Below are 22,355 nucleotides of genomic sequence, written 5' to 3' on the forward strand. Positions count from 1 at the left end.
CTGCCGCGCCGATCCACCCGTGCTGCGATGCGCGCGATGGCGCCAAGCTCTCTGCCGTCAGCCGAAGAACCAATAACATACGCCGATGGCGGCCAGGATGCCTGCCAGATCGCACAGCAATGCGCAGCCTACCGCATGGCGCGCTCTTTGTATTCCGACGGCGCCGAAGTACACCGCCAATACATAGAATGTGGTCTCGGTGCTGCCTTGCACAGTGGCGGCCAGCAGGGCGGGGAAGCTGTCTACCCCGAAGTGCTGCATGGTTTCGATGAGCATGGCCCGGGCGGCGCTGCCTGAAAACGGCTTGGTAAGTGCGGTGGGCATGGCGTCCACGAAGCGTGTGTCCAGCCCGCCCGCATGGGCGGCCCAGCGGATAACCTCCAGAATGGCGTCCAGCGCCCCGGATGCACGCAGCACTCCGATGGCGCAAAGCATGGCCACCAGGTAGGGCAGCAAGTTCTTCGATATGTCGAAGCCTTCTTTGGCGCCTTCTATGAAGGCTTCGTAGACCGGTACCTTCTTGATATAGCCCACAATAAGAAACAGGGCGATGATGCCGAACAGGGTCAGGTTCCCCATCAACGACGACAAGGTGCTGATCGCGGCGCTGGATAGCGTCGCCAAGACCGCCATGAAAGTGCCCAGGATGAGCACAGTGCCGCCCACCCACGCCAGCACGACCGGGTCATGCAGTTTGAGCCTTTGCATGAATGCGACCGAGAACAGGCCGACCAGGGTCGAGGCCGAGGTGGCCAGCAGGATGGGCAGGAACACCATGGCCGGATCAGGCGCGCCTTGTTGCGCCCGATACATGAAGATGGTGACGGGCAGCAGCGTCAGCGACGAGGAGTTGAGCACCAGAAAAAGAATTTGAGCATTGGTGGCCGTACGCGGGTCGGGGTTGAGTGTTTGCAGCGAATGCATCGCCCGCAAGCCGATAGGGGTGGCCGCGTTGTCCAGGCCCAGGCCGTTGGCGGCAAAGTTCAGAGTGATCAGTCCGACCGCTTCATGCCCTGCCGGCACCCCGGGCATCAGGCGACGAAAAAGCGGCGAAAGAATGCGCGACAGCCACTGTATAAGCCCCGCACCTTCGGCAATGCGCAGGAATCCCAGCCACAAGGTCAGTGTTCCGAACAGCAGGATCATCAGCTCGACTGACAGTTCGGCCATGTCGAACAGACTGAGCACAATGCGCGAAAATACCTCGGGGTCCTGTAGGAAGATCCACTGGTACAGGCCTGCGGCCAGGGCGATGATGAAGAAAGCGAACCACAGGGTGTTTAGCATGTGAGGATGTGCGTCTGTGCTCTGGGTGTGTGCGACGAAATATCCAGATTGTCGCAGAGTCTCGGATGCGAGGCATATATTATGCTTCGGCGACGCCCGCCCACATGCCCGATTTGAGCGAAATGCGTGTTTTGCCTCGCCTTATGGCGCTCCTCAGCGTCAATGGTGGATAATGGTTCCCATGCACTTGTCGAGGTAATGAATGGATCGGAACTGGAAACGCTGGCGCCGCAGGTGGCTGACCGAACCTTTGTATCGCATGGCGCAGGGCGCCATGCCGAGGTTGTCCGCAACCGAACAAGAGGCCATCGAAGCCGGTGACGTATGGTGGGACGCCGAGCTTTTTTCGGGGCGTCCCAACTGGGGCCGCTTTCTGTCCACGCCCCCAGCGCAACTATCTGCAGAAGAGCAGGCGTTTCTGGATGGCCCGGTGGCGCACTTGTGCGGCATGCTCGACGACTGGGATATCTCGTGGAACCGATACGACCTGCCTCCTGAAGTCTGGGTCTTTCTCAAAGAGCAAGGCTTCTTCGGCATGATCATTCCGAAGCAATACGGTGGGCTGGGGTTCTCTGCCTACGCGCATTCCGAGGTTGTGCGACGGATATCCGTTCAATCGGTAACGGCGGCCGTTACGGTGATGGTGCCGAACTCGCTGGGGCCAGGCGAATTGCTGTTGCAGTTCGGCACCCAGGCCCAACGCGACCATTGGCTGCCGCGCCTTGCAAACGGCCAGGAAGTGCCCAGCTTTGGCCTGACCAGCGCCGAGGCTGGTTCCGACGCTGCCGCCATGACCGACACCGGCGTCATTTGCCGGCGTGAAGTCGACGGCATCGAACAGCTGGGCATTTTGCTTAATTGGCGCAAGCGCTACATCACGCTTAGCCCGGTCGCCACCGTGCTTGGCCTGGCTTTCAAGCTGTATGACCCCGACCACCTTGTCGGAGACCGAGCCGAACTGGGTATCTCGGTGGCCTTGGTGCCTACCAGCCTGCCCGGAATCAAGATAGGCCGGCGCCATCTTCCCGCCATGCAGGCATTCCAGAACGGGCCCAACGAGGGACACGATGTATTCGTGCCCCTCGATGCCCTGATCGGCGGCATCGAAAGGGCCGGGCAGGGATGGGTCATGCTGATGAGCGCGCTGGCGGCCGGACGAGGCATATCCCTGCCTTCGCTGGCGGCGGCCGCCTGCGTCTTTTCCGCCCACACGGCTGGGGCCTATGCGCGGGTGCGCGTACAGTTCGGCATTCCAATCGGCAAGTTTGAAGGCGTTCAAGAAAAACTGGGACGCATGGCCGCCAACGCCTACATGATCGAGGCGGCAAGGCGTTTTACTTGCGCCGGCCTTGATCTGGGCCACAAACCCTCGGTAGTGTCGGCCATCATGAAGCTGCACGCCACCGAACGCATGCGGCAGTCCGTCAATGACGCCATGGACGTGCACGCCGGCAAGGCCGTCATCGATGGGCCTTCGAACTACCTGGGCGGCCTGTACCGTGCGTTGCCGGTGGGAATTACGGTAGAGGGCGCCAACATTGTCACGCGAAACCTCATTGTGTTCGGGCAAGGCGCCATCCGCGCCCACCCCTATCTCATGACAGAGCTTCGTGCTTTGGCCGACAGCGATCAAGAGGCCGGCATGAGTGCTTTCGACAAGGTGATCTGGAAGCATGTCGGCCATAGCGCCAAGACGATGTTGCGGGCCATTGGCCATGCCTGGACGGGCGCGATATTCGCCGGGTCGCCCAAGGGCGTGGGCCGCACAGCGCCGTTCTACCGTCGCATCAACCGTTATGCCGCCGCGTTTTCGGTGTTGTCCGAAATGACCGTACTGAGCCTGGGCGGTTCGCTCAAGCGCCGCGAGATGTTGTCAGCCCGCTTGGGCGATATTCTGGCCGAGCTGTATTTGCTGTCGGCCATGCTCAAGCGCTGGCACGACGAGGGCCAGCATGAGGCCGACCTGCCGCTGGTCAAGGTGTGTGCGTTCCAGGGGTATTCCACCATCGAAAAACGCATTGACGACATCCTGCACAATTATCCGTCCCGCTGGCTGGGCATCCTGCTGCGCTGGATGGTGTTGCCCTTTTTTACCCGGGTGCGGCCGCCCACCGATGCGGCCCTGGCAAGCGGCGCGAAAATCCTACTGGAACCCAGCGATGCGCGCATGCGGCTGGTGGGCGAGGTCTGGAGCAATTGCAACGGCCGGGCGGTCGAAGAGCTTGAACAGGCCTTCGACCTGGTCGTCAAGGCCCAGCCCCTGATGGACAGCGTCAAGAGCAGCGGGCTGAAAGATTGGCGAGTGGCGCATTCCAAAGGGGCCATCAACGATCAGCAGGCGCAGGCTCTTGAAGAGGCCGAGAAGGCCGTGGCGCGGGTCATCCAGGTGGACGATTTCGCCGCCGACGCGTTTGCGCGCAACCATTGAGCCATTACTAAAATCGCATCGCCATGTCTTGCCCAGAACGGGTTCGACGCTTCGGCGTCAAGTTCAATTCAGTGACAAGCGTCGTATATAGCTGTATATTGCGACTTTGTTTACTGCACTTTTCGAGAATAATCATGGCGCGCTTTCCCATACTTGCAGTTGCTTTGCTGTTCAGTTTTCAGGCCGTTGCCGCCGAACTCACTGTATCGGCAGCCGCGAGCCTCACAAATGCCTTCCGCGAGCTTGCGCCACTGTATGAAGCCAAGCATCCCGACACCAAAGTTCAATTGAATTTCGCCGCTTCGGGTGCTTTGCTGCAGCAGATCGCCAAGGGGGCGCCGGTCGATGTGTTTGCCAGCGCAGACCAGGACACGATGGACCGCGCGCATGAGCAGGGTTTGATCCAAGCCAAATATCGAAGCGACTTCGTGTCCAATTCACTTGTGGTCATTGTGCCTGTCGGCGGCGGTTCGGCGCCATCGTCGCTCAAGGACGTGGCCGCCCTCGAACGTATTGCCATCGGCTTGCCCGCCAGTGTTCCGGTAGGGCGCTATACCCGTAATGTTCTCGAGAAGGCTCAGCTCTGGGAAGCCATCGAACCCAAGATGATCGGAGCGCAAAACGTGCGCCAGGCGCTCGACTATGTGGCGCGCGGCGAAGTCGATGCCGGCTTTGTGTACGCCACGGATGCGGCCATCATGCCTGATAAAGTCAAGGTGGCATTTACTGCACCCACCGAGGCTCCCATCCTGTATCCCATAGCGCCTGTGGTCAAGAGCCCCAATCCCGACGCGGCAAAGCGTTTCGTCGAGTTTGTCCATACCGACGAAGCCCAGGCGGTACTGGCCAAATACGGTTTCGGCAAGCCTTGACGGCCCAGTATGGCGGATGCATGGATTCCTCTCGGACTGACGCTCAAGGTAGCGGGATGGGCCACGTTGATCACCCTGATTTTGGGTGTTGCGCTGGGCTGGCTGCTTGCGCGTACCAGGTTTCCAGGCCGTGACCTGCTGGACGCCATTCTGACTCTTCCCATGGTCTTGCCCCCGACGGTGATGGGGTATTACCTGCTGGTACTGGTGGGCCGCAACGGGCCGATAGGCGCATGGCTGTTATCCACCTTTGGCATCAATCTGATTTTTACCTGGCAAGGCGCCGTGTTGGCCGCGGCCATTGTCGCCCTTCCTTTGACGTTCAAGTCTGCGCGAGCCGCCTTCGAACAAGTGGAGCCGCAGTATGAGCAGGCGGCCCGGGTGCTGGGAGTCAATGAATTGGCGATTTTCTTCCGTGTCACCCTGCCGTTAGCCTGGCGCGGCATATTGGCAGGTGTGCTGCTGTCATTTGCCCGGGCGGCAGGCGAGTTTGGGGCCACGCTGATGGTGGCGGGAAGCATTCCCGGCAAGACGCAGACCTTGTCCATTGCTGTGTATGAAGCGGTACAGGCCGGGCAAGACGATCTTGCCAATTTCCTTGTGCTGGTCACCTCGCTGACCTGCATCGTTGTGCTTCTGGCGGCGGGCAAGCTGGTGCCGGGCCGTGTGCCGGGCCGTTCGTGACGAGGGTGCGATGATCTGGGACGTTGACTTGCGGCATCACTTCGAAGGGCGGACACATCGCTTCGAGCTGAATGCGCAGTTTTGCAGCGATACCGACAAGCTGGTGTTGTTCGGGCCATCGGGCGCGGGCAAGAGCGTGATCCTGAAGATGATTGCAGGGCTCGAGACGCCGGGTGCCGGCCACGTACGCTTGCATGGCGATATTTTATTCGACCGTTCGCAAGGCGTGAATCTTTCACCGCAAAGCAGGGGCCTGGCCTATGTGTTCCAGCATTATGCCTTGTTCCCGCACCTGACTGTCATCCAGAACATTGCGTTCGGGTTGCACCGCGGGTTCACCAACCCCAGGCGCTCTGTGAGGCACGAAGCAGTGCAGCGTTGGATCGAAGCTTTTCACCTGGAATCGGCGGCGAATCAATACCCCGAGCAGTTGTCCGGCGGCCAGCGCCAACGCACGGCGCTGGCGCGAGCCCTTGTGGCCCAGCCTCGGGCCTTATTGCTTGACGAGCCCTTTTCCGCCCTGGACCGCCCCTTACGTCGTCGATTGCGCGACGAGCTCCGTGAACTGCTGTCGCGGGTCAAAATTCCCTTGGTGCTGATTACCCACGATGAAGATGACGTTGTGTCACTTGCAGACGGCGTCATCCGCATCGAGGAGGGGCGGGCAGGCAAAGAGTTCGAGCCCGCTGTCCTAGTGGCCTAGTGGCGTGAAAATCAATCGACGCGCGAATTGGCTTGTATCAGCTCGACCTTGTATCCATCCGGGTCTTCGATGAATGCGATGACGGTGGTGCTGTGTTTCATGGGGCCCGCTTCGCGAACCACATTGCCCCCCCTTTGCTTGATTTTTTCGCAGGCTTCGTAGGCATCGTCGACTTCGAGGGCGATGTGGCCATAGCCGTTGCCAAGATCGTATTCGGACGTTTCCCAATTGTGCGTCAGCTCGATGACGGCGCCTTCGCTTTCCGGCTGATATCCCACGAAGGCAAGGGTGAATTTGCCTTCAGGGAAATCTTTGCGGCGCAGCAGCGTCATGCCTAAGACTTCGGTGTAGAAAGCCAGCGACCGTTCCAGGTTGCCGACGCGAAGCATGGTGTGAAGTAAACGCATGGTGTTCTCCGTTTCAAATTAGAGGGAGGGTGGCCGGGTCATGCCGGCGCAGGACGTTACGAGCAGACTCGAAGCCGGGCAGCATGCGCCCCACTTCCTTCCAGAAATCTTTGCTGTGGTTCATCTGGCGCAGATGTGCGATTTCGTGAACGACAACGTAGTCGATGACTTCGGGGTCGAAATGGATCAGTCGCCAGTTCAGCATGATATTGCCGTCGCTGCTGCATGAGCCCCAACGTGTGCTGGCCGAGGAAAGGCGCCAACGGTTGATCGCCAGGTTATTGGCAGCAAGGAAATGGTTCAGGCGCTTCTCGAACCACTCGGCGGCGCGAGCTTGCAGCCAGGTATGAACGCTGTCGCGTACGCGTTGGTGGTCGGCATCAAGGGGCAGGGTAAGCAGCAGGCGATCACCCCGTTGCGGCTCAAACGGGTTGCCGGTAAACGCATGCACCTGTGCGGCGTGGCCCAGGCCAAGCTCGATGCGTTGGCCAAGATACGGAATCTGCGTGCCGTCTTTCCACTGGGTGTCGGCCATTGCCAATTGCTGCCGGCGCTCGTGCAGCAGGCGCAGCTTGTCAAGTATCCAGCGTGATTTTTCTTGCACCGCCGCGTCGATTTGCGCAAGCGTCACCCAGTTGGGCGCGGTGACCAGCAGGCCGTCGTCGTTGATGGCCAGCCCGATGCTTTTGCGTCGTGAGCGGCGCAGCATGAAGCCGATGGGTTGATGCGCGGTGTTTACTTCGCGCCAGCGCATGCCCGGCGGAAGCGAGGGCGGCTGAAGAGTGGGCACGTTTTGCGTGGAGGGACTGTGCGCCGGGGTGTCACGCCCAGGGGCGCGGACATGGGAAGCGTCGCCCGCGCCGAACAGGCTCAGTTGCCTATTCTCTAGCGGCATAGCGTTCGGGGTTGAGCTGTCGCATTTCATTTTCTATCCAGTCGCGTACCCTGCGATTGACCTCTTCGGCATCGAGCCCGGCGGTTTCGATGGGCGGGCCGACTGAGACAGTGATCAGGCCGGGCTTCTTGATGAAGGAATTCTTGGGCCAGCATTCTCCGGCATTGTGCGCTATGGGCACGATTATCGTTCCGGTGCGGGTGGCCAGCAGTGCACCCCCCATTTTATAGCGGCCCTCTTTGCCTGGAGGAATGCGGGTGCCCTCAGGGAAAAGCAGCGGCCATCGCCCTTCATCCAGGCGTCGTTTGCCCAGGGTAACCACCTGCTCGAAGGCATCTCTGCCTTTGCTGCGGTCGATGGGAATCATGCGCAGCAACGCGAGGCCCCAGCCGAAGAATGGAACGCGGTGAAGCTCTTTTTTATAGACGAAGCAGACTTCGCGGGGCAGGTGGGCCGGCATGAAAAGGGTTTCCCAGGCCGACTGGTGCTTGCTTAACACGATGGCCGGCGCGTCGGGAAAATTCTCGCCGCCCTTGATGCGCCAGCGGATGCCGACTATGACGCGGGCTCCCCATATGGCCAGGCGCGGCCACCCGATCGTGAGCCGATAGCGCCAACCCAGCGGCAGTGGAGCCCAAAGCACGCAGGCAAAGGCGTAAGGGATCACCGTGATGATCAGAAACAGCATGAAGACAGTGGAACGCAGCGCCGCCATGAAAGACCCTTAGGATTCGAGCCAGCGATCGACGATCTGAGCCAGATCGTCGGCGACTTGCGTGTCTGGTGGCAATTCGTCGCTGTCCTGCGTGTTGAGCCCGTTGCCGGTCAGGACCAGCCAGGGCGAGCACCCCGCCTTAGAGGCGGCTTGCAGATCGCGCAGCGAGTCACCGACGGCCGGCACATTCTTCAGACTGACGTCGTAGCGACGGGCGATATCGTGATACATGCCCGGCTTGGGCTTGCGGCACAGGCAGTTGTCATCCGGGCCGTGCGGGCAGATGAAGATGGAGTCGATATGGCCGCCCAATTGCGCCAACTCGGTGCGCATCTTGGCGTGGATGGCGTTGAGTGTTTCCATATTGAACAGGCCGCGCGCCAAGCCTGACTGGTTGCTGGCGATGACGACTCGCCAACCCGCCTGCGAAAGCCGGGCGATGGCCTCCAGGCTTCCCGGAAGCGCCACCCATTCAGCCGGGTTCTTCACGAAGCTGGGGCTGTCGTGGTTAATGACGCCATCGCGATCAAGTATGACCAGTTTCACGATGCCAGCCTTGAGAGGTCGGCCACGCGGTTCATGGTCGCATGTAGTTCGCTCAACAGAGCGAGCCGGTTGGCGCGTACGGCGGGGTCTTCGGCCATGACCATGACTTCATTGAAGAAGGCGTCGACGGCGGTACGGGCTTGGGCCAGCGTGGCCAGGCTTCCGGTGAAGTCTCCTTCGTCGAACTGGGCTTGAGCCACAGGCTGGATCTGGCTGATGACCTGCGCCAGTGAACGCTCGGCGTCCTCGGTGAACTTCGAGGTATCGACGGCGGTGGAGGATTCGCCGCTTTTTTTCAGGATATTTCCGATGCGCTTGTTGGCGGCAGCCAGGCTTTCGGCCTCGGGCCGTTGTGCGAAGCTGGAGCAGGCGTCGATGCGGGCGCGAACTTCGTGTATTGGAGGCTCGAGCGCCAGCACCGCGTCGACGACATGCTTGTCGTGGTCTGTCCCGAGCTGGTTGCGATATCGTTCGTAAATGAAGTTTCTGACGGCGTCGGTCGTGTCGGCGGCGATTTCCAGTTGCGCGAATGTGCCGGCTGAGGCATCAAGCAGGTCGGCAAGCGCCAGGCGGGAATTGTCGGGTACCGAAAGATAACCGCCTGCGCTGAGCTGCTCGAAGGCGCTGATAATGCCCAGCGCGGCGCGGCGCAAGCCATAAGGGTCGCGCTCGCCGGTGGGTACAAGGCCTATGCCCCAGATGCCGATCAAGGTTTCGGCGCGTTCGGCGATGAACAATATGGCCCCGACCAGCGATGCTTCGTCGACAGGCTCTGTCAGGCGGATGCGGTACTGCCGGTGCAGCGCCTCGACCACGGCGGGATGCTCGCCGTCAGCCTGAGCGTAGTAAGCACCCATGATGCCCTGCAGCTCGGGGAACTCGGCCACCATATTGGTGGCCAGGTCGGCCTTGGCCAACAGTGCAGCCCGGTCTGCCAAGGCTGCATCGGCGCCGAGCCGTTCGGCCAGGCGCCGTGCGACAGTACGCACGCGCTCGGTGCGCTGCAGTTGCGAGCCTAATTTGTTGTGATAGACGCTGTCGGCCAGGGCCGCCACCCGTTCAGCCAGAGGCTGCTTGCGGTCGGTCTCGTAGAAAAATTGGGCATCGGCGAGGCGGGGGCGCACGACCCGTTCGTTGCCGGCGATGATGTTGGTCGGGTCGTCGACCTGCATATTGCTGACGATGAGAAATTGATGCGTCAGCTTGCCGCTGCCCGGCTCAAACAGCGGAAAATATTTTTGATTGAGACGCATCGTCAGGATCAGGCACTCGGGCGGCACGTCGAGGAAGCGCGGATCGAATTGCGCGGCATAGACAGTGGGGTGCTCGACCAATGCCGTTACTTCGTCAAGCAGGGCCTCGACCTCCGGGTCGTCACCCAGAATGGAGCCCAGGCGTGAAGCATGGCTTTCAAGCTGCGCCAGAATGTCGCGGCGGCGTGCCACGAACGACGGCACGACCATGCCCTCGTTCTGAAGCACGGATTCGTAAGCGGCGGCTTCAGCAAGGCTGAGCTCCGGGTTGCCCATGAAGCGGTGGCCGGCTGTGCGCCGGCCGGCCTGCAGGCCTAAAGCGTGAACGGGCAGGACGTCGGTTCCCCACAAGGCGACCAAGCCGTGCGCGGGCCGTACAAACTTTACCGTGGTGGCGCCATCGGCCAATTGATAGCGCATGACCTTGGGAATGGGCAGGTTGTCGATGGCTGCTTCGAGCGCCTCTTGAAGAGCGTCTGTGAGCGTGGCGCCCGGCGCCACGCCGTTGGCGTACAGGTAGTCCTGCTTGCCATCGGATTCGCGCACGAGGTCGGCTGGGGCAAGATGCGCCAGCCCTTTCGCCGCCAGCTTCTTAAGCAGCGCCGGTGTGGCTTCGCCGGTTTCAGTCAGGCCCACCTTGGCCGGCATGAGCTTCTCGCTGTAGTGCTCTTCGGGGGCTTGGGCCTGCACGGCATCCAGAAGAACGGCCAGGCGCCGGGGGGTGGCGTAGTCGATTGCACGGCAGTCGGCGTCGATGAGGCGTTTTTTCTCAAGCGTGCTGCGTATGCTTTGGGCGAAAGCCTGGCCGAGTTTTTGCAAGGCCTTAGGGGGCAGTTCTTCGGTGAGGAGTTCGACCAGCAGTGGGCGGTTGGGGCTCATCGCGAGGCCTCCGAGGCAAGCATCGGAAAACCGAGGTTTTCGCGAGAGTCGTAGTAGGCCTGGGCAACGCTGCGCGACAGATTGCGGATGCGTCCGATGTAGGCGGCGCGCTCGGTTACGCTGATGGCGCCCCGGGCATCCAGCATGTTGAAGGTGTGCGCGGCCTTGAGCGTTGCTTCATAGGCGGGCAGGGCCAGCGGTACTTCGATGAGCCGCTTGGCTTCGGCCTCATAGTCGTTGAAATGGGCAAACAGCATAGTGGTTGATGCGTATTCGAAGTTGTAGGTGGATTGCTCGACCTCATTCTGGTGAAATACGTCGCGGTACAGGACAGGCCGGCCATTGGCGCTGGTGGTCCAGACCAGGTCGTAGACGCTTTCGACGCCTTGAAGATACATGGCCAGCCGTTCAAGACCATATGTGATCTCGCCGGTTGCCGGTGTGCAGTCTAGCCCGCCCACCTGCTGGAAATAGGTGAACTGGGTGATTTCCATACCGTTCAGCCAGACTTCCCAGCCCAGCCCCCAGGCGCCCAGAGTGGGGTTCTCCCAGTCGTCTTCGACAAAACGGATATCGTGTTGGGCCGGATCGATGCCAAGGGCGCGCAGCGACTCTATGTAAAGGTCGAGAATCTCGGGCGGCGCAGGCTTGAGCACCACCTGGTACTGGTAATAATGCTGGAGGCGGTTGGGGTTTTCGCCGTAGCGCCCATCCTTGGGCCGGCGCGAGGGCTGTACGTAGGCGGCACGCCACGGCTCGGGTCCGATTGATCTTAGGAAAGTGGCGGTGTGGGATGTGCCCGCGCCTACCTCCATGTCGTAAGGCTGTAAAAGCGTACAGCCGTGATGGTCCCAGTATTGCTGGAGTTTCAGGATTATTTGCTGAAAGGTGAGCATGAACGAAAGCCAGTAAAGCGAAGGATGCGAAAAGCCGCAAAATTTTTCAATTTTAACGTGCTTCGCCGTTGCGGACGCGAAACGACGGCGCTGCGGCAGTTTGCCGGCGCCGCGCCGGTGAATTTTGGTGGGGGGAACATTGGTCGTATGATACTGGGTTATCGCCAACCTTAGCTTTTGCCGCGCAGGGCGCGGCCAGATGGAGACCCCTATGTCAGATCTAGTCAAGACAGAAGTCGTCGACGGCATACTCGTCATTACGATCAACCGCCCCGAAGCGCGTAACGCCATCAACTACGAAACCGCTGTTGCCATGGCCGAGGTATTCGAGCGGCTGGACGCAGACGACAGTGTGGCTCTTGGCATCCTGACAGGCGCCGGGGGCACGTTTTCATCCGGCATGGATCTCAAGGCCTTCGCCGCCACGGGCCAGCGTCCGCTGGTGGGGCGCCGAGGTTTTGGCGGCCTGTGCGAAAAAGGGCCGCGCAAGCCGCTTATCGCCGCGGTCGAAGGGTATGCGTTGGCCGGCGGCTGCGAGCTGGCGCTGGCATGCGACATGATCGTGGCTGCCGACAATGCCAAGTTTGGTCTGCCAGAGACCAAGCTGGGCTTGGTGCCCAGTTCGGGCGGCATGCTGCGCCTGCCTCAGCGAATTCCGTATCACATTGCGGTTGAAGTCATTCTTACCGGCGAAATGTTCCCGGCAGAGCGCGCCCACCATTTCGGGCTGGTCAATCGCTTGGTCGAGGCAGGCAAGGCGTTGGAAGGCGCCCTTGAGCTGGGCCGCGTCATCGCGAACAACGGCCCCCTTGCCGTACAGACCGCCAAAGAGATCATCGCCGAGTCACGCGACTGGCGACAGGCGGATATGTTCGACCTGCAGCGTCCGCGCTCTACCCCCATATTCGCGTCTGCCGACGCCAAAGAGGGCGCCACTGCCTTTGCCGAGAAGCGCAAGCCTGTCTGGACCGGAAAATAACGCAGTAATCCGGGCTTTGTTATTGAAACCACCACATAGTTATGACGACCATCATCAAAGAAGACGACCTGATCCAATCCGTGGCAGACGCGGTGCAGTTCATCAGTTATTACCATCCGGCCGATTACATCCAGCATCTGGCGCGCGCGTACGAACGTGAAGAAAGCCCGGCGGCCAAGGATGCCATCGCGCAAATCCTGACCAACTCGCGCATGTGTGCAGAGGGGCGTCGGCCTATCTGTCAAGACACCGGCATCGTCAACGTCTTTCTGAAGATCGGCATGAATGTGCGTCTGGATACTCAGCGCAGTTTGCAGGAGCTCTGTGACGAGGGGGTGCGCCAGGGCTATCTGGATCCCGACAATCCCTTGCGCGCCTCGGTGTTGGCTGACCCGCTCTTTACCCGCAAGAACACGCGCGACAACACGCCCTGTATTGTGAACGTGGAGCTGGTTGCTGGCGACACGGTCGACGTGCAGGTGGCTGCCAAGGGCGGTGGCTCGGAAAACAAAACCAAGTTCGTCATGCTGAACCCCAGTGACTCTCTGGTGGATTGGGTGATGGAAACTGTGCCGAAGATGGGTGCGGGCTGGTGCCCGCCGGGAATGCTGGGCATCGGTGTGGGCGGTACGGCCGAGAAGGCGATGCTGATGGCCAAGCAGGCGTTGATGGAAGACATCGACATGTACGAACTGCTGCGCCGTGGGCCCAGCAATAAGCTCGAAGAACTGCGCATCGAACTTTATGAAAAAGTGAATGCGCTGGGCATTGGGGCCCAGGGTCTTGGCGGGCTGACCACGGTGCTGGATGTAAAGATAAATACTTTCCCAACGCACGCGGCGTCCAAGCCTGTGGCGATGATTCCAAACTGTGCGGCCACGCGCCACGTGCATTTTGTGCTTGACGGTTCCGGCGCGGCCCAGTTGACGCCGCCGTCGTTGTCCGAGTGGCCGGATGTCAATTGGGCGCCCGATTACAACAAGTCGCTGCAGGTGGATTTGAATACGCTCACGAAGGAGCAGGTTGCAAGCTGGAAGCCGGGGCAGACGCTGTTGTTGTCAGGCAAGATGCTGACCGGGCGTGATGCGGCGCATAAGCGAATTCAAGAAATGCTCGAGCGGGGTGAGCAGTTGCCGGTTGACTTCACTAACCGCGTGATCTATTACGTGGGTCCGGTCGATCCGGTGCGCGAGGAAGTGGTGGGTCCGGCCGGACCCACCACGGCGACACGTATGGACAAATTCACCGACATGATGCTCGAACAGACCGGGCTGATTTCCATGATCGGCAAGGCCGAGCGTGGCCCTGTGGCGATTGAGTCGATCCGCAAGCATGGCTCGGCTTATCTTATGGCGGTTGGCGGATCGGCTTATCTGGTTTCCAAGGCGATACGAGGCGCCAAGGTGGCGACTTTCGAAGACTTGGGCATGGAGGCTATCTATGAGTTTGATGTCAAGGATATGCCTGTAACAGTGGCTGTCGATGCCAGCGGTACGTCGGTGCACGAGACTGGCCCCAAGCAGTGGGAGCGTATTGCGCGGATTCCGGTGGTTGTGGATTGACTACCCCGCGCAGGTATCCAGGCAGACTGCCGACAAGCTTAGGGGTGAATCAGCCCAAGCGTTCCAGTTTTTGATCTGTGCACGCCTGCAGCCATTCGGAGAGCGTCTTGCCATGCAGAGTGAAGTCGGCCGCCAGGTCGAGCAGGGGGCGCAGGACGAAGGCGCGCAGGTGCATGCGGGGGTGTGGCACGGTCAGGCGAGGCGTGTCGATGCTTTGTTCGCCGTATAACAGCAGGTCCAGGTCGAGGGTGCGAGGCGCGTTGCGGTAGGGGCGTTCGCGGCCGTGAAGCTGTTCAATGCGCTGTAGGGCGTCGAGCAGCGCTTCGGGTTCTAACCGCGTGCGTAGCGAGGCGACTGCGTTGATGTAGTCTGGGCCGCTGGAATCCACGGGGGCGCTGCGGTAAAAGGGCGAAAGCTCAAGGTCGGTGACGCCGTCGGTTTGCGCCAATTGCCGGCCCGCCGATTGAATGGCCTGCTGGGCGTCGCCCAGGTTGGCGCCCAGGCCGATGTAGGCTGTACTCCACGTGGCGTCAGTGTGGGAATTCAATGTAGCCGTGTTCAAGCCGTTGCGTTGTCGGGGCGAGCGGCTGCGGGTTTGCGGCGGCGACGGCGTTTGCGAGGTTTGTCCGAGGCGCTGCCGGCGCTCTGCCGCTGGTACTCGTCGATCATCTGTATGCGTGTGTTGCTGTCGGCATCGGCCAGGTCCATCCACCACTGCGCCTGTACGCTGTCCACTTCACGCGCTTCGGCGCGCAGTTGCAAGAAGTCGACGGAAGCGCGAAAGCGCTGATGTTCCAGCATGCGCCAGATGGCGCGGGGCGAAGCTCGTTCAAACCGAGGTTGCATGAACCAGATTTCGCGCATGTCGGCCTGGAAGCGGCGCTGGATTGCCAAGGTGCGGGTTTGCTGGTCGATAACGTCATCGGCAGCCATGACCAGGGCCTGGATGGGGTGTTCGCCCTGAGCAGTGATATCAACCCAGCGTGTATTGACCAATTGCCAAAGCAGGGCGGCGAACAGGAAGCTGGGGCTGACTGATTTGCCGGAACGAACCCGCGCGTCGGTGCGCTCGAGGGCGAGCGATATGAACTGTTCGCCCTCGGGGCTTTGGAACAGGGCGTCGGTGACGGGCAACAAGCCCTGGAGCAGGCCCAGATCGCGCAGTTGCTGCAAGCACTTCATGGCGTGACCGCAAGTGAGCAGCTTGAGCATTTCGTCGAACAGGCGAGACGAGGGGACGTTCTTGATCAAAGGCGCGAGTTTGCGAATGGGGGCCAGTGTCGCCGGGTCGACCGTGCCGCCGAGCTTGCAGGCGAAGCGCACGGCGCGCAGCATGCGTACCGGGTCTTCGCGATAGCGGGTTTCGGGGTCTCCTATCATGCGTACTACGCGGTTTTTAAGGTCGGCCACGCCTTGATGATAGTCGGTTACTTCTTCGTTGATGGGGTCGTAGTAAAGCGCGTTGAGCGTGAAGTCGCGTCGGGCGGCGTCTTGTTCGTGGGTGCCGAACAGGTTGTCGCGCAGGATGCGTCCGTGCTCGTCGGTGATCTGGTCCCCGGCGTCTGCGGGGGCCCGGAAAGTCGAGGTTTCGATAATTTCCTGGCCAAAAACCACGTGTACTAGCTGGAAGCGGCGTCCGATGATGCGGGCGCGCCGGAACAGGGGGCGGATTTGCTCGGGTGTGGCGTTGGTGGCGACGTCAAAATCTTTGGGTTCAAGCCCGGCGATCAGATCGCGCACCGCGCCACCGACGATATAGGCCTTGTACCCTTTTTGATGCAGAACCTCGCAGACCTTGATCGCATGGCGCGAGACGTTGCGTCGATCGATTCCGTGCTTGTCGCGCGCAAGCCGCTGTGGGCCGCGCGCCACGGGGCTGGCAAACAAGCGGCCCACAAAGTTTTTTATTGTCTCTTTCAGCATGGGCGTATTTTAGGACTTTGCGTCCTGCATGTCCTTGAAAATATCCAGGATCAGCCATCCGCGGCTCTGGGCCACCTGCCGGAGAGTCGGGCTGGGGTTGGCCGCGATGGGGTCGGTGACAGCCTCAAGCAGAGGCAAGTCATTGGTCGAGTCGCTGTAGAAGTAGCTGCGCTCGAAGCTTTGCAGGTTCAATCCTTGCCCAGCCAGCCATTCGTTGACGCGCGTGACCTTGCCCTCTTGGAAGCTGGGAACGCCGTGGATGGCGCCTGTATAGCGATTCTCGTGCATTTCGGGCACGGTGGCGATCAGGTGCGGGATGTTGAAGGCCCGGGCGATGGGCGCTGTTACGAACTCATTGGTCGCCGTGACAATGGCGCACAGGTCGCCTTGCTGCAGATGTTTATCCACCAACTCACGCGCCACGGGCAGGATGTTGGGTTCGATGATTTCACGCATGAAGACCTGATGCCATTCGGCCAGGTCAGAAGTGGCGGCGGCGGCCAGCAGGCCCAGCATGAACTCGGCGGCTTCCTGCGCGGTAAGGTTGCCGGCGTTGTAGCGTTCCATCAGTTCGTTGTTCAGGCGCTGGGCTTCCACGGGGTCGCCGGCGCGGCCGGTGCGGGCCAGGAAGTCGGCCCATTGATAGTCGCTGTCAAGCGGCAGCAGGGTGTGGTCCAGGTCAAACAGGGCCAGATTTCTTGGAGTGGTCATGCGGTTTCGTCGGGCGACGTCGTGGTCGCCAGGAGATCCTTTAAAAGTGGCAGGGTGATGGCTCGCTGCTTTTCAAGCGAGTAGCGATCAAGTGCGTCGATCAGGGCGCTGAGATGGTTCATGTCGCGGGTATAGTGGGTAAGTACCCAGTTGACCACTTCGGGAGCCAGTTGCAGACCACGTTCGGCGGCTTGCGCGCGCATGGCCTGGGCCCTTTCGTCGTCGGAAAGCTGCTGAAGGCGATAGACCAGGTCCCAGCCCAGCCGGGTACGCAGGTCTTCACGCAGCGGCATGGACATAGGGGCGCGGTCGCCCGCCAGCAGCAACGTAAAGGCGTGAGAGCCGGCGGACTCTTCTCGCCAGCGATTGTACAGGGCAAACAGGGCCGATTGGCCGGCGGGGTCCAGAAGTTCGACTCCGTCCACGGCAACCAGGCGCGTTTCGCTGGCTTCGTGGTGGGCGATTCGAATCAGCCGTTCGGCCGCTTTAGGGGCTTCGACATACTGGTTGCCGGGCGCGTCTCCGATTGCGCGCAGCAGATGGCTGCGGCCCGAGCCGGGCGGGCCCCAAAGGTAGATGGCTCGTCCGGGCCGCCAGTGCCGCAGCGCATCGACGGCGGCCGCGTTGTCGCCAACAACGAAGTTATCCAAAGTGGGCGGCGGCGGGGGCAGAAGATCGAGGATTAGTTGGCGGGGCATTGCGGGGGGTAAAAGCGTAAAATGCGCTAGACGATTCAGTTCAACACGCAATTCTTACATATCCCACGGCTTTTCTCATGACTACCAAAAATTCCGCCCCCTTAACCTATCGCGACGCCGGTGTGGACATCGACGCCGGCGAGGCGCTCGTCGATCGCATCAAGCCGCTTGCGGCCAAGACCATGCGTGCGGGTGTCATGGCCGGCATCGGCGGTTTCGGGGCGCTCTTCGAAGTGCCCAAGCACTTCAAGGAACCCGTGCTCGTGGCGGGCACCGACGGGGTGGGCACAAAGCTGCGGCTGGCGTTCGAATGGCAGCGCCACGATACCGTGGGCATCGACCTTGTCGCCATGAGCGTCAACGACATCCTGGTCCAGGGCGCCGAACCGCTGTTCTTCCTTGATTATTTCGCCTGCGGAAAGCTGTCTGTCGATACGGCGGCCAGCGTGGTGGGCGGCATAGCCAAGGGTTGCGAGCTTTCGGGCTGTGCGCTTATAGGCGGGGAAACGGCTGAAATGCCCGGCATGTACCCGGACGGTGAGTATGATCTGGCCGGTTTTGCCGTGGGTGCGGTCGAAAAATCGCTCATCATTGATGGCAAATCAATCGCCGAGGGCGATGTGGTGTTGGGTCTGGCCTCCAGCGGCGCACATTCCAACGGTTTTTCGCTGTTGCGCAAGATTCTTACCCACGCCAATGCACGGCCCACACAAGAGCTGGGCGGCCGGCCGCTGGCAGATGTCATCATGGAGCCCACTCGCATCTACGCCAAGGCGGTGCTGGCCGCCCTGAAAGAGCATGGCGCGGCCATCAAGGGCCTGGCCCACATAACCGGCGGCGGGCTGCTCGACAATGTGCCGCGCATCCTTCAGCCTCACCTGGCCGCCAAGCTTCATCGCGATGCGTGGGAAATGCCCGAGCTGTTTCGCTGGCTGCAACAGAACGGCGATGTCGAGGAAACCGAGATGCATCGGGTGTTCAACTGCGGCATCGGCATGATTATTGTCGTGCCGGCTGACCAGGCCGACGCCGTTTCCGCAACGTTGGCCGGCCACGGCGAGCAGGTCAGCCAATTGGGTGTGATCGTGGCGCGCGTTGACGAAGCCCCTCAGACGGTGGTGGTCTAGAGCCGATGCGCTCGGCGGCCGGGCGAGGCCAGGCGGGGCGACGGGCCATTTGTGTTCAGGTCGCCATCGAATGCCGGCGCGCCTTGGCGGTTAGCTCTGATCTCTAATTGATATTGGTCCGCCAGAGGCGGCTGGCCAGGCTTGCAACCTGGCTGGCTGCGTCATGCGCCAAGCAGTCGACCACCATACGATCAGGCTGTGAGCGCAACCAGGTCAGTTGCCGCTTGGCCAGTTGGCGGGTGGCCGCAACGGCCTTTTCGACGGCTTCAGCCAAGCTTGCCTTTCCATCCAGATGGTCCCAAATCTGTCGATAGCCGACGCAGCGTATCGAGGGCAGGCCGGGATGCAAATCGGGCCGGCGGTGCAAGGCAGCCACCTCATTCACCAAGCCCATGTCTATCATGGCGAGATATCGTTGCCGAATGCGCTCGTGCAAGGCGAGGCGGTCCGAAGGTTCGAGGCTGATTGTCAGATACCGGCCTTGGTTTTCTGTGTCGGATGGACGCTTGTCCAATAGTTGGGACATGGGCGTGCCCGTCAGGCGAAAAATTTCCAGGGCCCGTTGTATGCGCTGGCTGTCATTGGGCGCCAGGCGCGTGGCGGTGGGTGGATCAACGGCGGCCAGCTCGGCATGAAGCGCGGGCCAGCCGCGTTCCTGGGCTTCCGCATCCAACTGCGCGCGCACTGCGGGGTCGGCGCGGGGAAGATCGTCCAGGCCTTCGCGTAATGCCTTGTAATAGAGCATGGTGCCGCCGCAAAGCAGGGGGATGCGTCCACGCGCGGCGATGTCGCCGATCAGTTCCAGTGCGTGTTCTCGAAACGCGGCGGCGGAGTAGCTTTCGGCCGGATCGCGGATGTCCAGAAGATGATGGGGTATGCGTTCGCGCTCTTCGCGCGAAGGCTTGGCTGTGCCGATGTCCATGCCGCGATAGATGGTCGCCGAGTCGACGTTGATGATCTCGATGGGCCAGTCGCGGGCCAGAGCCAAGGTCGAGGCGCTTTTACCGGCCGCTGTGGGGCCTGCGATGCAGATGACGGGGGGGCTCATTGGCCGCGCAGGAAAAAGCGGTCGATCTCGCCCAGCTTCCAATGGATCCACGTGGGTCGGCCATGGTTGCATTGGTCGGCCCGTTCGGTGCGCTCCATCTGGCGCAGCAGGCCGTTCATTTCATCCAGAGTGAGGCGGCGGTTGGCGCGCACCGAGCCGTGGCAGGCCATGGTGGAAAGCAGCATATTGCGTTGCTCGGTAAGCAGGGCCGAGCTGCCCACTTGAGCAAGGTCGCCAAGCACGCCGCGGGCCAACGATTCCACGTCGCCGCGGGCCAGCAGCGCGGGCACCGCTCGGACCATGATGGCGGACGGCCCAGAGGGCCTTAAAACCAGGCCCAGCTCGGTCAGGCTGTTTTCGTGTTCTTCTATCAGGCCCAGCTCTTTCTCGGTGGCCGAAAACACTACGGGTACGAGAAGCTCTTGGCGCGGCAGCTCGCGCGCATCCATGGCATTCTTCAACTGCTCGTATACGACCCGTTCGTGGGCTGCATGCATGTCTACCAGGATGAGTCCCTCGCGGTTCTGCGCCAGAATATAGATGCCATGAAGCTGGCCCAACGCCATGCCCAGGGGATGCTCATTGTCCGATATCGGCTCGCGATTTGAGCTTGAAGCAAGGTCGGCAATGGGCGCCGCTGTTTGCGGCTGCAAAGGTTGATACAGCCTATGCCAATTATCGGCGTGCCCTGTTTGATGATCGCCGAGGCGAAATGCTGTCTGCCTGGCCGGCGGCGCATAGAAGCCGCTGGGGCTGGGCCCGGAGCGGTCGGGCGACAACGGCTGGGCATGGGCCTGATCCGAGGGGAAGGCGCCGCTTGTAGTGTTGTTGCGAGGGGCTTCCGAACCGGCGGAAGGGGCGCCGTCGGGGGACGCAAGTCCAATTGAAGCGCCTGCGGCGTGGCCAAGAGCCTGACCCACTGCCTGGCCAACGAAGCGGTGGACCGCCCCGCTTTCGCGAAAGCGGATTTCATGTTTGGCCGGATGCACGTTGACGTCGACTGTGGCAGGGTCGACCGATAGAAACAGTACGTAGGCTGGTTGCCGGTCGCCGTGCAACACGTCGGCGTATGCCTGTCGAATGGCGTGGGAAACAACGCGGTCGCGTATGAAGCGTCCGTTGACGTATAGATATTGTTTGTCGGCGCGGGATCGGGCAAAAGCCGGCCGGATGATCAGGCCCCGCAGCGCGATCAGGCCTGACTCAAGCTCCACGTCGATCGATTGTTCGCAGAACTCCCGGCCCAGCACGTCGAGTATGCGTTGCCGGATGGCGCCGGCTCGCCACTGTTTCTGAGGCTTGTCATTGTGGAACAAGCGAAAGCCCACCCCGGGGTGGGCTAGTGCGATGCGTTCAAGGGCATCCACGCAGTGGCCGTACTCGGTGGCCTCGGCGCGGAGGAATTTACGGCGCGCCGGTATATCGTGAAAAATCTGTCGGATGTCCACCGTGGTGCCCACGGGGCCGGCGGCTGCCTCGGGCCTGGCAGAGTTCGGCTCTAATTGCCAGGCGTGATCGTCGCGGGCGGTGCGCGAAATCAGGCTGAATCGCGAGACCGATGCGATGGAGGCCAGCGCTTCGCCTCGGAACCCCATTGAAGCAACCGACTCGAGCTCTTCAAGCGACTGTATCTTGCTGGTGGCGTGTCGCGTCAATGCAAGGCCGAGCTCGTCATGCGGGATGCCCGAGCCGTCGTCGCTGACCGCGATGCGTCGTATGCCACCGCCTTCGAGCCGGATTTCGATGTTTGCGGCGCCGGCATCGATGGCGTTTTCCAGAACTTCCTTTAATACGGAAGCGGGACGCTCGATGACTTCACCGGCTGCAATCTGACTGACGAGCAGATCGGGAAGCGGAGCAATGGAGCGGCGTTCCTGCATGATCAGCTCAGCAGAGCGCCGCCCGCCCGCCATGCGGCATACAGCAGTGTTGAAAAATACACGACTGTCAGCACCGTACCCAGATAGCCCAGCAAGATGAACAGGCCATCGCGCTGAAGCATACCCATGGTAAGAAACAGAATCGCCACCGCCGGCGCGGTGTTCGAGAACGGGATCAGGCCGAAGGGCGCCATCAGCAGCAGCCCGGCAAATATCAGCACCAGGCCATTGAAACGCGCAAAGGGCCCGGACGTTAAAAATGGAAACCGTGGCAGTACCCACGCATCGAGCTTCGAGACGATGGCCACTCCCTTGCGCAGGGCGGGCAGAAGCTTTGCCGTTTCCAAAGGGCGGTCCAGTATGCGCTGGGGTAGCCATGGCAGGCGATTCATGGTGATGGCCACCGCCAGCAGCACAATGGCCGCGCCGAACACAGTGGAGACGCCTGGAATGGAAACCGGGATGAGGAACGGAAGAGTGGCGATGGCGCACAACACCAGCAGGCCTTGTTCGCCAATGGCCGCCATCAGGTTGCGCAAAGTGACGGACTCACCTTGGATGCCGTCGATCGCGGTGGAAAGCGTTTCGCTTAAGGGGGTGCGGGTGTCGCTGAAATGCATTTGCTTCGAAGGTAAAAGGGTCGGCCTTTATGGTAGCAGCTTTCAGGGGCGGCCCGGCGGGGGAAATGCCCCCACGCTACGCAGGCTGCGCCGGCTTGCTGCCCCCCAAGGGGGCACTTTTTTCCTTGGGGCGGCCCGGCGGGGGAAATGCCCCCACGCTACGCCGGCTGCGCCGGCTTGCTGCCCCCCAAGGGGGCACTTTTTTCCTTGGGGCGGCCCGGCGGGGGAAATGCCCCCACGCT

Annotated in this window: 21 protein-coding genes; 7 read left to right on the top strand and 14 right to left on the bottom strand. The window is 61.3% G+C overall.

Annotation, left to right across the window (positions count from 1 at the left end; all coding sequences use genetic code 11):
* Positions 1–57 precede the first annotated feature (57 nt).
* Positions 58–1,287 (bottom strand): nucleoside recognition domain-containing protein, encoded by a 1,230-nt coding sequence (locus ACIY1O_RS11865; RefSeq protein WP_397475301.1) that lies wholly within the window; start codon positions 1,285–1,287, stop codon positions 58–60.
* A 202-nt stretch (positions 1,288–1,489) separates the two neighbouring features.
* Here ACIY1O_RS11865 and ACIY1O_RS11870 point away from each other — a divergent pair, with 202 nt between their 5' ends.
* From ACIY1O_RS11870 to ACIY1O_RS11885, 4 genes are all read left to right on the top strand, one after another.
* A complete protein-coding gene (locus tag ACIY1O_RS11870) occupies positions 1,490–3,715 on the top strand; it encodes an acyl-CoA dehydrogenase (RefSeq protein ID WP_397475302.1) in 2,226 nt (741 codons plus the stop codon).
* Between the two features lie 134 nt (positions 3,716–3,849).
* Positions 3,850–4,587 (top strand): molybdate ABC transporter substrate-binding protein, encoded by a 738-nt coding sequence (modA, locus tag ACIY1O_RS11875; protein ID WP_397475303.1) that lies wholly within the window; start codon positions 3,850–3,852, stop codon positions 4,585–4,587.
* 9 nt (positions 4,588–4,596) lie between these two features.
* Positions 4,597–5,271, top strand: coding sequence for a molybdate ABC transporter permease subunit (gene modB / locus ACIY1O_RS11880; RefSeq protein ID WP_397475304.1), 675 nt, complete (start codon positions 4,597–4,599; stop codon positions 5,269–5,271).
* 10 nt (positions 5,272–5,281) lie between these two features.
* Positions 5,282–5,974 (top strand): ATP-binding cassette domain-containing protein, encoded by a 693-nt coding sequence (locus ACIY1O_RS11885; RefSeq protein WP_397475305.1) that lies wholly within the window; start codon positions 5,282–5,284, stop codon positions 5,972–5,974.
* Between the two features lie 11 nt (positions 5,975–5,985).
* Here ACIY1O_RS11885 and gloA read toward each other — a convergent pair whose 3' ends face one another.
* From gloA to glyQ, 6 genes are read right to left on the bottom strand one after another with little or no spacing between them, the layout of a single operon-like run.
* A complete protein-coding gene (gloA, locus tag ACIY1O_RS11890; protein WP_397475306.1) occupies positions 5,986–6,381 on the bottom strand; it encodes a lactoylglutathione lyase in 396 nt (131 codons plus the stop codon).
* 13 nt (positions 6,382–6,394) lie between these two features.
* Positions 6,395–7,276: a M48 family metallopeptidase gene (locus ACIY1O_RS11895; RefSeq protein WP_397475336.1), complete on the bottom strand. Its 882-nt coding sequence runs from the start codon at positions 7,274–7,276 to the stop codon at positions 6,395–6,397.
* Positions 7,260–7,991, bottom strand: a complete 732-nt coding sequence (locus tag ACIY1O_RS11900) for a lysophospholipid acyltransferase family protein (protein WP_397475307.1) — start codon at positions 7,989–7,991, stop codon at positions 7,260–7,262. The genes ACIY1O_RS11895 and ACIY1O_RS11900 overlap by 17 nt, the downstream gene beginning before the upstream one ends.
* 9 nt (positions 7,992–8,000) lie before the next feature.
* The gene (gene gmhB, locus ACIY1O_RS11905; protein ID WP_397475308.1) at positions 8,001–8,537 is read right to left on the bottom strand and encodes a D-glycero-beta-D-manno-heptose 1,7-bisphosphate 7-phosphatase; all 537 of its coding nucleotides are present in this window, start codon (positions 8,535–8,537) and stop codon (positions 8,001–8,003) included.
* On the bottom strand, positions 8,534–10,669 hold the full coding sequence (gene glyS / locus ACIY1O_RS11910; RefSeq protein ID WP_397475309.1) for a glycine--tRNA ligase subunit beta: 2,136 nt from the start codon (positions 10,667–10,669) through the stop codon (positions 8,534–8,536). The genes gmhB and glyS overlap by 4 nt, the downstream gene beginning before the upstream one ends.
* Entirely contained in the window at positions 10,666–11,565 is a 900-nt protein-coding gene (gene glyQ, locus ACIY1O_RS11915; RefSeq protein WP_397475310.1) for a glycine--tRNA ligase subunit alpha, read from the bottom strand. The genes glyS and glyQ overlap by 4 nt, the downstream gene beginning before the upstream one ends.
* Before the next feature lie 211 nt (positions 11,566–11,776).
* On the opposite strand from glyQ, the gene ACIY1O_RS11920 reads away from it, so the two are divergent.
* Positions 11,777–12,544, top strand: coding sequence for a crotonase/enoyl-CoA hydratase family protein (locus ACIY1O_RS11920; protein WP_397475311.1), 768 nt, complete (start codon positions 11,777–11,779; stop codon positions 12,542–12,544).
* A gap of 41 nt (positions 12,545–12,585) precedes the next feature.
* Positions 12,586–14,106 carry a fumarate hydratase gene (locus ACIY1O_RS11925; protein WP_397475312.1) on the top strand — a complete coding sequence of 507 codons (1,521 nt, stop codon included), beginning with the start codon at positions 12,586–12,588 and terminating at the stop codon, positions 14,104–14,106.
* 49 nt (positions 14,107–14,155) lie between these two features.
* Here the strand turns inward: ACIY1O_RS11925 and folK are convergent, their stop codons facing one another.
* From folK to hda, 4 genes are read right to left on the bottom strand one after another with little or no spacing between them, the layout of a single operon-like run.
* Entirely contained in the window at positions 14,156–14,653 is a 498-nt protein-coding gene (gene folK / locus ACIY1O_RS11930; protein WP_397475313.1) for a 2-amino-4-hydroxy-6-hydroxymethyldihydropteridine diphosphokinase, read from the bottom strand.
* Between the two features lie 11 nt (positions 14,654–14,664).
* Positions 14,665–16,029, bottom strand: a complete 1,365-nt coding sequence (gene pcnB / locus ACIY1O_RS11935) for a polynucleotide adenylyltransferase PcnB (protein WP_397475314.1) — start codon at positions 16,027–16,029, stop codon at positions 14,665–14,667.
* A gap of 9 nt (positions 16,030–16,038) precedes the next feature.
* The gene (locus tag ACIY1O_RS11940; RefSeq protein ID WP_397475315.1) at positions 16,039–16,740 is read right to left on the bottom strand and encodes an HAD family hydrolase; all 702 of its coding nucleotides are present in this window, start codon (positions 16,738–16,740) and stop codon (positions 16,039–16,041) included.
* Positions 16,737–17,438 (bottom strand): DnaA regulatory inactivator Hda, encoded by a 702-nt coding sequence (hda, locus tag ACIY1O_RS11945; protein WP_397475316.1) that lies wholly within the window; start codon positions 17,436–17,438, stop codon positions 16,737–16,739. Before hda ends, ACIY1O_RS11940 begins: the two co-directional genes overlap by 4 nt.
* 77 nt (positions 17,439–17,515) lie before the next feature.
* Between hda and purM the strand changes: the two genes are divergently transcribed.
* Positions 17,516–18,565: a phosphoribosylformylglycinamidine cyclo-ligase gene (gene purM, locus ACIY1O_RS11950; protein ID WP_397475317.1), complete on the top strand. Its 1,050-nt coding sequence runs from the start codon at positions 17,516–17,518 to the stop codon at positions 18,563–18,565.
* Between the two features lie 103 nt (positions 18,566–18,668).
* On the opposite strand, the gene miaA is transcribed toward purM, so the two are convergent.
* From miaA to ACIY1O_RS11965, 3 genes are read right to left on the bottom strand one after another with little or no spacing between them, the layout of a single operon-like run.
* Positions 18,669–19,613: a tRNA (adenosine(37)-N6)-dimethylallyltransferase MiaA gene (gene miaA, locus ACIY1O_RS11955; protein ID WP_397475318.1), complete on the bottom strand. Its 945-nt coding sequence runs from the start codon at positions 19,611–19,613 to the stop codon at positions 18,669–18,671.
* Positions 19,610–21,493, bottom strand: a complete 1,884-nt coding sequence (mutL, locus tag ACIY1O_RS11960; protein WP_397475319.1) for a DNA mismatch repair endonuclease MutL — start codon at positions 21,491–21,493, stop codon at positions 19,610–19,612. Before mutL ends, miaA begins: the two co-directional genes overlap by 4 nt.
* Positions 21,494–21,495: 2 nt before the next feature.
* Positions 21,496–22,113, bottom strand: a complete 618-nt coding sequence (locus tag ACIY1O_RS11965; protein ID WP_397475320.1) for an exopolysaccharide biosynthesis protein — start codon at positions 22,111–22,113, stop codon at positions 21,496–21,498.
* Positions 22,114–22,355: the final 242 nt, after the last annotated feature.

The sequence above is a fragment of the Pusillimonas sp. genome (assembly GCF_044464525.1).
In the GTDB taxonomy this organism is placed as follows: Bacteria; Pseudomonadota; Gammaproteobacteria; order Burkholderiales; family Burkholderiaceae_B; genus Pusillimonas.

Bases quoted from the DNA above. Each gene is read 5' to 3' on its own strand.
- hda (WP_397475316.1), bottom strand. From the start codon at position 17,438: ATGCCCCGCCAACTAATCCTCGATCTTCTGCCCCCGCCGCCGCCCACT.
- ACIY1O_RS11895 (WP_397475336.1), bottom strand. From the start codon at position 7,276: ATGCCGCTAGAGAATAGGCAACTGAGCCTGTTCGGCGCGGGCGACGCT.
- pcnB (WP_397475314.1), bottom strand. From the start codon at position 16,029: ATGCTGAAAGAGACAATAAAAAACTTTGTGGGCCGCTTGTTTGCCAGC.
- miaA (WP_397475318.1), bottom strand. From the start codon at position 19,613: ATGAGCCCCCCCGTCATCTGCATCGCAGGCCCCACAGCGGCCGGTAAA.
- gloA (WP_397475306.1), bottom strand. From the start codon at position 6,381: ATGCGTTTACTTCACACCATGCTTCGCGTCGGCAACCTGGAACGGTCG.
- purM (WP_397475317.1), top strand. From the start codon at position 17,516: ATGACTACCAAAAATTCCGCCCCCTTAACCTATCGCGACGCCGGTGTG.
- ACIY1O_RS11870 (WP_397475302.1), top strand. From the start codon at position 1,490: ATGGATCGGAACTGGAAACGCTGGCGCCGCAGGTGGCTGACCGAACCT.
- ACIY1O_RS11885 (WP_397475305.1), top strand. From the start codon at position 5,282: ATGATCTGGGACGTTGACTTGCGGCATCACTTCGAAGGGCGGACACAT.
- modA (WP_397475303.1), top strand. From the start codon at position 3,850: ATGGCGCGCTTTCCCATACTTGCAGTTGCTTTGCTGTTCAGTTTTCAG.
- ACIY1O_RS11920 (WP_397475311.1), top strand. From the start codon at position 11,777: ATGTCAGATCTAGTCAAGACAGAAGTCGTCGACGGCATACTCGTCATT.
- ACIY1O_RS11865 (WP_397475301.1), bottom strand. From the start codon at position 1,287: ATGCTAAACACCCTGTGGTTCGCTTTCTTCATCATCGCCCTGGCCGCA.
- modB (WP_397475304.1), top strand. From the start codon at position 4,597: ATGGCGGATGCATGGATTCCTCTCGGACTGACGCTCAAGGTAGCGGGA.
- ACIY1O_RS11940 (WP_397475315.1), bottom strand. From the start codon at position 16,740: ATGACCACTCCAAGAAATCTGGCCCTGTTTGACCTGGACCACACCCTG.
- ACIY1O_RS11965 (WP_397475320.1), bottom strand. From the start codon at position 22,113: ATGCATTTCAGCGACACCCGCACCCCCTTAAGCGAAACGCTTTCCACC.
- ACIY1O_RS11925 (WP_397475312.1), top strand. From the start codon at position 12,586: ATGACGACCATCATCAAAGAAGACGACCTGATCCAATCCGTGGCAGAC.
- ACIY1O_RS11900 (WP_397475307.1), bottom strand. From the start codon at position 7,991: ATGGCGGCGCTGCGTTCCACTGTCTTCATGCTGTTTCTGATCATCACG.
- mutL (WP_397475319.1), bottom strand. From the start codon at position 21,493: ATGCAGGAACGCCGCTCCATTGCTCCGCTTCCCGATCTGCTCGTCAGT.
- glyS (WP_397475309.1), bottom strand. From the start codon at position 10,669: ATGAGCCCCAACCGCCCACTGCTGGTCGAACTCCTCACCGAAGAACTG.
- glyQ (WP_397475310.1), bottom strand. From the start codon at position 11,565: ATGCTCACCTTTCAGCAAATAATCCTGAAACTCCAGCAATACTGGGAC.